A 10939-nucleotide genomic window follows, 5' to 3' on the forward strand; every position below is an offset into this window, starting at 1 on the left:
CCCATTTTGAAATTAATTTTTATTCTCCTGTTATCCCGGTTCTATCTATACTTTCGACGAACTGTTTCTGTAAAAGTGCATATAATATAAGCAACGGTATGATAGTTATCAAAGTTGCAGCCATTCTTATTCCTTCGTTTAATCTATTTGCTAAGCTCGCGTCGCTCACTGGATACATTCTTGAATAAGCATCGACAAACGATTGAAGTTTCATAGGTAAAGTCTGAATTGCGTTACCAAAAAACAATCCTGAAAGATATGTCTCATTCCAATACCAAACAAAGGAAAATAGTAGTGAGACAACGATTGCTGGTATAGACATGGGGATAGCTATTTTCATGAATATTGTAAAATGCCCGGCACCATCAATCTGAGCAGCCTCGTCTATGGATTTTGGATAAGAACTAAAAAATTGATAGAAAATTAGTATAAAAATTGCGCTTCTAATTCCCTGCCCGAACAAAGCTGGAAGAAAGGAAGGGAAAGGTGTATTTATCATGCCATAACTACTAAACATTATGTATTTTGGTATTAAAGTCACTTGTACAGGCAATAAGAATGTAAACAATAGCAAAGCGAACCAAAGCTTTTTTAAAGGAAACTCGTATCTTGCAAAACCATAGCCAATTAATGCACTAGAAATAGTTTGAAGTATAGCTGGTACTCCTGCCATAATAATAGAGTTAAGCAAAGAGTTTTTAACGTCTAGAACCTTTGAGGCTATCTTAAAATTTTCGAGATATAGTTTTGATGGTATCCATTGAACAGTTGGATTAACAAGGTCATCTACATCCATAAAACTTGTAGAGATCATAAAAGCCAAAGGATACAGATATGCAAATCCTATTATTAAAAGTAATAAAATAATAAAAGCTTTAAAAATATTCTCTTTTAATCGTTTGTTCATGGCTAATTCTTCCTTTCTCTCAAAATTAAAAATGCCACACCTAAAATAGCTAGAATTATCAACGAATAAATCCATGACATTGCAGCAGAATAACTATACACCCTTCCTGTTTGAAACATTTTAGAAGAAATCTCTACATTGATTGCGTTGGTAGGAAACGTTGCTAAATCAACTATTGTATAAATAGCATTTACTAGTATCAAAGGCCTTATTTGCGGTAAAGTTATCTTCCAAAAAATCACCCACGAAGAAGCTCCATCAATTTGCGCCGCTTCGTATAATGCTTTATCAATCTTTTGAATTCCTGCTAAAAATATCAAAATCTGTACACCCGAAAACCATAGTATAATGATTATCTTATCGAATAGATAAAGAATTGGCGCACCCAAATTTAGAGGTAACGATCTAAAAAATTCATAGATAGCAAATTTGGTTGGTTGAATTATATTTACAGCCTTGTTAGCTAAAAGTTCACTTAAAACTGGTCCGCTCATAATAATTACAGGTAAAAAATAAATTGCTCTGAAAACAGTTCTTCCTTTGAACTGTTTATTAAGCATTAACGCTATAAGTAAAGAAGCTACGATTATAAGTGGCGTTGAAAGCCCAACAAAAACAATGCTATCTGTTAAAGCAGGCAAAAAATCCACATCTTTTGTAAAAATATCCCAATAATTGTTAAAACCATTCCATTGAGTAACTATGCCTGTAGGGGTAATAGTTACCCTACTCATACTCAAGTAAATTGAATAAAAAAATGGAAAAGCTGTAAAAACTATAAAGCCTATAATCCAAGGTAGTAAAAACATGTAGCCTCTAATTGCAGACTTTTGATGTATTGTTAGTTTACTAACAAAAGACTTTTCTTTTTTTGAGTTTTTCAATTTCAATCAACTCCTGATGATAAAGGTAAAATGTTCATGCCGCAGGGCCTTAAGGGTTTTGCTCTTGTACCTACTTTTTTGATTTAGGTAGGCAAATAGATTGTATTTGCTATTTTAAACCATTATTTAGACGTGTAGGTCGCCTCTACGACCGTTAAATCAATATTTAATTAAACTATCAAATATCCTAGAGCTGGGACTACATCATTTTCAAAGAAATAATCATAGTTTGTATAATTAACAATAATAGATACATCTCCCTCATAATCAACCTTTACAACACCTTCTTTTAATACTGTTCTATCTACTATCTGCTTTCCTTCAAATTTAGATAAAACATTATTTATCGTATTATACGTACTTACAATCACATCTAGCCAATGTTCATAATATGTTGAATAATACGAATCAGAGATAGCTGTATATTTCAATTCGTCGTTAGTTAAAGCTGTTAAAACGAAAGAGGGATAAGCCCCATATTCAATAAGTCTTAATATATCTGTTGGTGAATAAAACCCCATATTTGAATACGGCGCATAATAATCTATACTTCCTTTCAAAACTATTTGAATAAAAGGGACGGTGTCTGTCTCATAGATGTATTGTGAATTCACCATAGGAAGGTGAAAGATTTCAGAACTATACCTCCAAAAATACTGGTTTGGGGTATATAAAGCCAGATTTTCTAAGTTATTTACAATATTTTTGGCTGTTTCTTCAAGCATTACTCTTGCCTGATCTCTTGTTACAACATCTCCTCTTTGATTTTCTGCGTACAATTTAAAACCAACTTCATCAACTGCCATATTTTTCATACCATTAGACTTATACAGTTCAGCTTTATTTTCTAAATAATCTGCAACCAAATTTATTTTTACTAGATAAGTGTCTTTAATCCATATATAATCATTATCCCTTTGTATTTTTATTAAATCTTGAGAAAGTGAATGTCCTCCCTCTTTACGCAAATCTATTTGGAATTGATTCACAGCAACGGGGTTTTCATAGAAATAAAACCTTCCGCCCTGTTGATCAACAAAGTCTGAAAATTCCAAAAAAGCATCTTTTTCTCCTAACTTTTCCTCGAAAGCAAATTTTGACACCTTTGAACCGTTTAGTCCACCTTCTTGCCAACCTTTCATGACAACTGTTAGATTTGAAATACCTTCACTATTTAGACTGGTAACAATTTCTTCAGCCTGTTTCAAAGAAGTAATCACCTTCAAATTGTTGAAAATAAAACCTTTTTCTATGTCGCTACCTAAAATTCCTATCTTTAAAGGTATTTGACTGTCAATTCTTTCTTGCCTTGCTAGCACGCCTTCTTCGTACAGCATATTTCTATATACCTTAGCCATTCCCACATAATCTGCGTCATCACCACTTAAAAAGTAATATCTTATCTCTGGATCAAAATGATTCCTATTTTGCTGTACGATTTGAACCCCTGCTCCACTCCTTGTTGTCGGTTGCAAATATTTTTGTCTGTAAATAAACTTAGCAGAAACCCAATTATAATTCGTTAAAACTCCTGCTGGTGTTGCAACTATAGCAGCATATTCCTCTCCAGAAGTGATGCGCGCAAAAAGTCCGTTTTGTTTTGGCCCATGCACAACTCCAAAAATTGGCATTAATACACTCTTTTCTTCGGTAGCAAAATCATTAGGTCTACTTACTTTAAGATCGTTAACTTCAAAAAGGTGGTCTATAGCAAAATCTTTTCCATACACCCTTTTTTCAAAGTTAGACAAATATTTAAAAGGCTTATCAAATCTAATTAAAGCACCAGGACCATCAGGAATAAAAATATAACCATCTATCTCATCTGCCCTAACAGAACCAAAAAATGGAACGAAATACACCGATCCTAACATATACTTTCCTGTTTCTTGGATACTGTCAGAATCTAACCTAAAAATTAACGAACCATCATTGAGTTCAACACTAAAATCAAAGCTTATACCAAGTTGAGTAAAATTAACAGAAAAAAAGATAGTATTACCGTTAACCACGTATTCCCTCTTAACATTGTTAGCTGCAATACTAGTTTTTCTTTCTATTCCAGCCTGATCATAATAATCAATACTCACCAAAGAATTTCCTATTCCTGACCACGTAACGTTCATATCAGAAGGCTTTTCTGAGGGTAGTCCACCCCATATATACCCATTTACTTTGTTGAGAACTCTAATCGAAGCATTTTTATCCCAGTAATATACTTCTATATAATCATCTTCTAGAATCTTTTCGTAATCATCAAGATCCATTCTATTAATTACAACAACCCGTTCTTTCTCGGGCTTTGTATACCTATTAGACCCAATATTTGAAATCTCATTTCTTTCCAAAAGAATAATTTCTTCTTCTAAAGTAGAAAAAGTATCCAGAGATTGTGTTTGAGCAAAGACACTATTCATAAGAAGTAACAAATTAAGAACAACTACTAAAGATGCAAATAATCGTTTATCCAATTCGATAAGCAGCCTCCTTCACCAAAGTGTAAATAAAGTTGAACGTCTCACTTCCCAGCATATATACAATAAAATAAGCTATTACAAAAATGAACATCAAAAATAACGTTAACAATATATTTTTAATAACCCCACCAACAGAAAAATTATGAATTTCTTTAAGCGAAACGAAGATCAACACCCCACACCAAACCCAAATTGCCACACTAGCAAATTGAATAATGAACCCCTCGTTCAACGTTATTACATAAGAAAGTAGTGTAACAATAGGCATAAAAAGCACAAGTGGCGCTAATGCATAAGATGTTGTGCAGTATACATCCCTAAACTTACCCTCTCCATCATTCAGTGTACTAACAAGATAGTTAGACACCACCCACAGTGCTAAAGGTAGACCGAAAATCATAATCACATACAGATAAGAAACCTCTCTGAAATCTCTGGGATTGAATATAAAGCCCTTAAACAAATAATCAAGCACAAAAGCAATAAAAGCTAATACATATACTAAAGTGGCTGACATTACTGATGCCTTTTTTCCATGTTTAATATCATACGAACTATCAATAGGATGAAGCATGAATCTTCCCATATATAACACATCAGAAACAAGTTTAACTTCTTTAGTTTTTCTAAAAAAGTTTCTAAAAACGTTCAAAATCCCATATTTTTTATCTAATAGCTTAACAATTCGCCACAAAACCCACACTAAGAATACAACAATTAAAATAGTTGCTATATTGTTCTGTAACCATAAGTTTCTTATTTCCCAATAAGCCTCAGAATAATCAATTTTATTATTAGCTATTTTAAAATGTTCAGCAGCCTTCTCATAGTCTTGGGACTGAAAATAAGCCTTTCCCAAACCGTTGTGAGCAATCCTTGATCGACCACTCAACTTTAATATTTCCTGCCAATACGACATGCTATCAATATACTTACCTTTTTCATACAAACTAATCGCTTCGTGTGTCATATTTGTAATCGCCGTAGGATAAAAAACATGGACAATACCACGTTCTTTATCTAAAACATAAACATTGTCATTTTGATCAACCGCTATACCAACAGGCACAGTGAAAAAACCGTTTCTTTCTGTACTGATTGCTCTTCCTCCGAAAGAATATATCAAATTACCTTCGGAGTCATACTCATAAATCAAACCCGTTTCTGTTAAAGCATAAATCTGATTGTAATTACCTACAGTTATGTCAACAAAGTTAGGCTCGCTAATCATTCTGTTAGCCTGCTTTAATATATTGTTCCCTGAAACATTATGCTTTTTTATTGCGTTTCTTCCAACACCTTGTGTTATTGTGTATATCAACCCTTCATCGTCAATAGCTAAATTGTAAAAGGTTTTTGGAATAATGTTGAACAATTGAGCTTGCTGCTCTTTTGTAAAAATAAGGTTTAACAACGCTTCACCAAAAGAAAGATAAGTTATATTCGCCCCAAAATACCCTAAAAACTCACCGTCTTCAGACAATTGAATTATTCCGTCATAAGTTCCTTCACTAACGATATAAATATTTCCCATCTTATCACTGACAACTTTTCGTGGATTGTAATTAGCCTTTTGACCAAAGACGATAGATTCTGGCCTTTTATATCTCCTAAGTAGTTCTCCATTTGAATCAAACATTACTACTTCACCAAGCCCATAATCTGCCACCAAAATTCTGTCTTTTTCATCGACAAAAACACCCGTAGGCATGTTTAATATACCTTTTCCAACGTAATTGATGTTATTACTGTTGTTAATATCCACAATTACAATCTGACCATTTCCACCTTCAGCTATATAAATCTTCTCGTTTCTTATGAATATATCTTCAGGAGACTTTAGATTCAAGTCTTTGAAAAGTATGTTTCCAACTAGGTAAGCATCTTGCGTTCTTACCCAAACGCCGTCTTCTGATATAGTGTAGGAATAAGCAGTAGCGTTCTCATTACTTATCTCTGCAAACGAAAGAGAAGAAATTGTTAATATTAAAATAAAAATCAATATTACAAAATGAATATAAGATTTTCGTGTAATCATATAATATCCTCCAAAACGTCAGGAAATTATTTAAGACCTGAATACATCATTGTGTCCATAACTCTTGACTGAAGAATTATGAAAAGAATAAGATTCGGTAAAAACATGATCAAAGAAGCCGCCGCAGCCATTCCTTGACCAGCAACAGTATTTCCTGTAGTTGAAACAAGCGTATTCATGTAAAATGCAAAAGTTTTTAAAGACTCATCGTTAATAAACATGGCAGACGATTCTATACTGTTCCAAGATGTTTGAAACGCAAGTATTGCAACCGTTGATAACGCTGGTTTTATAAGTGGAATGATTATCTTCATTAAAATATAGTAATCTGAAGCCCCGTCAATCTTTGCAGCCTCAATTAATGAATCAGGGATCTGATCTATAAACTGTTTAACTAAAAAAAGCCCAACAGGCATAGCCAACAAAGGAAGAATATGAGCAAAAAAATTGTCTATGAGCCCAAGTTTAACGATCACTAAAAATCTGGGAATACTAACAGCCACCGGAACAAACATAAGAGCAAGTGTGTTTATTGTAAACAAGGTATCCTTACCCTTGAAATTCTTTTTTGAAAGAACATACCCCGCAGACGCCGTTACCCAAAGGGTAAACAAAACAGTGAACAATGTCGAAACGACGCTATTAAAAAGATACCTTGAGACAGGCACATTAGACTCGGTGGTTGCAGTAAACAATCGTTTGAAATTATCCAAAGTAGGTCTTGTGGTAAAAAATCTTGGAGGATAAGCAAAAAGTTCGTCTATCGGTTTAAATGCATGAAATATTATAAATAGAATAGGTAAAACCATAAAAGCACTCACAGGTATCAAAATTGCATAAAACTTCAACTGACTTTTATGAAATTTATCAGGGTTTATACGTCTAGATTTCAAACTTGCCATTAACAATCACCTCAATCTTCAATCCTTTTCCCCAAACAAACTCCAAGAAAATCTAGAAGCTATCCAAACAATAACTAAAAGAACAACAGAAGCCGCAGCAGCATATCCCATCTCATACCTGATAAACCCATAATCTTCTATATGATTAACTATCAATTGAGCAGCGTATTGAGGAGTGGGATTTGACCCAGATAATGCAACACCCAAACCACTTGTTGTAAAAGTGTTAACAATTGCCATTACCGCGCCAAAAAGCATCTGAGGTTTCATAGAAGGAATAGTCACATAAATAATTTCCTGGAACCTATTACTTACACCATCAATATATGCAGCATCGTACAACTCTTCATTTACATTTAACACCCCAGCAAGCATAGCCAAAAATCCTACCCCCATACTACTCCAAAGAGCAACAATAATAACAATTGTCATCAAATACTCTGGAGACTGTAACCATTGAATCGGCTCTGTGATCATACCAATTTCTATCAAAAAACTATTTAAATATCCAAGCTGGTTACCAGAAAAAATGATGCTCCAAATCGTACTCATCATAACTCCTGATGTCATAGAAGGAAGATAAATGAGTATTGCAATAATTGTTCTTGGTATCTTTGGTATCTGTGCAAGCATCCACGCAAAGATAAACGAAAGAATATAACCACCAGGCCCAACAATTAGTGCATATTTTATAGTGTTTGGAAGAACCTTTTGCATAAACACAGTATCTTGCGTTAGTAATGAAATGTAGTTTTTTAAGCCAATAAATTTAGGTGGTTGTACTGCATTAAAGTAGGTAAAAGATAGTACAACTGCACTAATTACTGGTATTAGTATAAAAAGACAAAACAGTATTATATAAGGCGATAGTAAAACCCAATGAGAATTTCGATGAATAAACTTCTGTTTTACTTTCATTTACTCTTTTCCACCTCAGCCTTAATATTTTCAATTGAAGGAATCTGATAAGTTTTAACTACTTTCCCATCTTCGATATAGCCAAATTCCTCCATCTTTCGGATTATCTCCCTATTTATAGTAATCGCAGCCTTATCGACAGCTATTCTGATTCCCTCTCCGTTCATGACAACATCCGTCCATGCGTTACTTATCTCTCGCTCTAACATATATCCCGCAGGGTGTCTTGGGATTTCCTTTATCCAATTCCATTGCTCTAAAATAACCTTTTTATGATTATCAGGGAAAGATAACTCCTCAAATGCAGCCATGTTAGCTGTGTTCCACATATATTCTGGTCCATATCTCGTCTGCATTCTATATGCATACTCCACCTGGGTATCCTTTGAAAGCCACCACTTCAGAAACTCCCAAGCCTCTTCTTTTTTGGTGCTGTTAGAAAATAGCACATCTGCCCTGTCACTACCAACTTGGTATCTAAATATTTCACCATTCTCATCTTTAACCCCTGGAGATAAAGCTATGTCCCACTGACTTGCTATTTCAGGTGCAGCAGTCATAAGCATTACATAAGTTGTAAAGTTAGAAACACCCATAGGAATTCTGCCGTATCTAAACTCGTTATAAAAATTGGGAACACTTTGAGAGACACTATAAATAGTAAAAAGCTTGGTCATTATTTCAAAACCCTTAATTGAATTTTCTTCGTTTATAGCAGTTTTTAAACCATCATCAGTATACAACCTTCCTCCACTTTGATAGATAAAAGGAACAGTAGTGTAAAAAGGTTTTAAGCCTGTCCATCCAGCCATTGGCAAATAAAAGTTCATAGAATTTCTGTAAAGAGTTGACATCGCTATCTGTACTTCATCCCAAGTTTGAGGTACCTCCAAGTTCAAACTTTCTAATATATCCTTCCTATAAAACAGGACATAAAAATCCTGAGTTTCAGTAACTCCATAAACCTTTCCATCTACATAAAAGGGGATCAAAGTCTCCAAATTGTACTCTCTACTTATATACTCCCAAAAATCGTCAAACTCCGTTAAATCAAAGACCGCCCCTCTGATAGCTAGATCATACGGAATGTAGTTGCTTATTCCCAAAGCCAAATCAGGACTTATATTTGCAGCATTTGCTAGGATTAGTTTTTGTTCATTGGGCATAACAGAAAACCTCACACTTATACCTGTTTTTGAAGTAAAATCAGAGTCTGTCATTTGTTGAAGCATTTCAACGTATTGTATTGGCCTATTAACCCAAACCAAAAGTTCATCAGATTTCTTATCACTTACAGCCATATACTCTTTATTCTGTGGAAAGAAAGAAAAAACAAAGCGTTTTAACCCTTCCATAAACCTAGTTAAAAAAACTACTTCATCATCCGGTAAGACTGGTGAGTTTAATACATAAATTCTATCCAGATTTAACGGTTGAGTTGAGAGTACATCGATCGTTTCAGAAATCAAGTTAGACGCAGAAGAAAAACCTTCACTCAGTTTATTCAACCTAATCGGTATTTTATCGGGTTCTTTTGCAAGGTCTCTTATATTTTTGGCAGCAATCTTAAGATTAATTATTGAAGCAGGAGTCTGACCAAAAAATGCCTCAATCTCATTGTATATATCATCTAATTCATTTGCCCAACCTTCAAACCTTTCAACAATATCTGGTAAATATAGTTCTATATCCCATTTCCTGTTTTTATCAACAACTCCGCCTGTTAATTTTTTTATCTCTAATCCGGATTTATTAATTTCAAAGATTAAGTTTCTAAGTTCATTAATAACATCGTCTAAAGGTGTTCCATCAACCTCTAAAGAAATTGTATGCGTCCCTTTTTCTAACCATATCCCTAATGGTTCTCCACTATTTTTTTCTTCTAGAAATACATTCTTGTACCGTAACCCAGTGTACGGGAACATATAACTCATCAATTCAGAAAATATTATTTCACCGTCTATATAAACATTTCTAAACACAGAAATCCCGTCGTTAATCGACTGTGAGTATCTGAAAGCAAAGTAATAAATACCATCTTCAGGTACATCAAATTCCCACATAACCTTTTGTCCAACTTGATCCCAAGAGTTTCCGTCTATAATATTCAGCTTTCTTGACACTGTTTCATATGGATGCAAAGAAGGGTCTTGTTGGTTCCCAGGTCGTATAAACGAATCAGACTTAACTAAGTAATCTTCAGCTTCAATTGGCTCAATCTCTCCACTAACCTTACTATTTGGCATGTGCAAAATATAATCTTCATAAGTTTGAACCTTCTCGTACTTTAACAGTATTACACTGTTTAATATTACAGATTGAGATTCATTTCTTAGTTTAATATTCTGCCTACCTTTTTCAAATTCAAAAACATAAGGTGCAGCAGACAAGCTTCCATAATCTCTCACGTACTCACTATGAAATTGTTTTACCATAACTTGCCTTGGAACCACTTCGTTTCCATATCTATCTGTTGGATAGTCCTTTGTTTCATCGGTCCATAATGCAAGAAGAGGAACAGTTAGCTCGTTATTATCCCAAAACATGGACATCCTACTTGTTAAAACCTTGTCACTATCTATCATGTAATGTAATACTATTAAATATAAACCATCTTCAGGCACATCAAAAGATATCTCAACGACCCCATCAATAGGTAATACTAAACCTTCAGGAGTGTATTCAAATCCTAAGCCTGAAAGAATTTTAAAATCTTCAAACAAAATGGTTTGAACGATATTGTTTTCATCATAAGAAATCCATTTATCTACATATGAACTTGCAAATACGGAAACAAATGAAAAGACAAATAT

Annotated in this window: 7 protein-coding genes; all 7 read right to left on the minus strand. The window is 33.9% G+C overall.

Annotated features, from left to right (window positions below; translation table 11 throughout):
* Window positions 1-19: 19 nt before the first annotated feature.
* Window positions 20-907: a carbohydrate ABC transporter permease gene (locus tag PKN74_RS07160; protein WP_472310021.1), complete on the minus strand. Its 888-nt coding sequence runs from the start codon at window positions 905-907 to the stop codon at window positions 20-22.
* A gap of 2 nt (window positions 908-909) precedes the next feature.
* Window positions 910-1791, minus strand: coding sequence for a carbohydrate ABC transporter permease (locus PKN74_RS07165; protein ID WP_472310023.1), 882 nt, complete (start codon window positions 1789-1791; stop codon window positions 910-912).
* A 170-nt stretch (window positions 1792-1961) separates the two neighbouring features.
* Window positions 1962-4262: a DUF5696 domain-containing protein gene (locus tag PKN74_RS07170; protein ID WP_472310025.1), complete on the minus strand. Its 2301-nt coding sequence runs from the start codon at window positions 4260-4262 to the stop codon at window positions 1962-1964.
* On the minus strand, window positions 4255-6306 hold the full coding sequence (locus tag PKN74_RS07175) for a YIP1 family protein (protein ID WP_472310027.1): 2052 nt from the start codon (window positions 6304-6306) through the stop codon (window positions 4255-4257). The genes PKN74_RS07170 and PKN74_RS07175 overlap by 8 nt, the downstream gene beginning before the upstream one ends.
* A 26-nt stretch (window positions 6307-6332) precedes the next feature.
* Complete coding sequence (locus PKN74_RS07180; RefSeq protein WP_464234196.1) at window positions 6333-7208, minus strand: carbohydrate ABC transporter permease; 876 nt, start codon at window positions 7206-7208, stop codon at window positions 6333-6335.
* Window positions 7209-7226: 18 nt separating this feature from the next.
* Window positions 7227-8126 carry a carbohydrate ABC transporter permease gene (locus PKN74_RS07185; RefSeq protein WP_472310029.1) on the minus strand — a complete coding sequence of 300 codons (900 nt, stop codon included), beginning with the start codon at window positions 8124-8126 and terminating at the stop codon, window positions 7227-7229.
* Window positions 8123-10939 (minus strand): extracellular solute-binding protein (locus PKN74_RS07190; RefSeq protein ID WP_472310031.1); only part of this gene is annotated, 2817 nt, incomplete at its 5' end. The genes PKN74_RS07190 and PKN74_RS07185, both read right to left, overlap by 4 nt.

Source organism: Defluviitoga sp. (assembly GCF_035349255.1).
Taxonomy (GTDB): Bacteria; Thermotogota; Thermotogae; order Petrotogales; family Petrotogaceae; genus Defluviitoga.

Bases quoted from the DNA above. Each gene is read 5' to 3' on its own strand.
- PKN74_RS07160 (WP_472310021.1), bottom strand. From the start codon at position 907: ATGAACAAACGATTAAAAGAGAATATTTTTAAAGCTTTTATTATTTTA.
- PKN74_RS07175 (WP_472310027.1), bottom strand. From the start codon at position 6,306: ATGATTACACGAAAATCTTATATTCATTTTGTAATATTGATTTTTATT.
- PKN74_RS07180 (WP_464234196.1), bottom strand. From the start codon at position 7,208: ATGGCAAGTTTGAAATCTAGACGTATAAACCCTGATAAATTTCATAAA.
- PKN74_RS07185 (WP_472310029.1), bottom strand. From the start codon at position 8,126: ATGAAAGTAAAACAGAAGTTTATTCATCGAAATTCTCATTGGGTTTTA.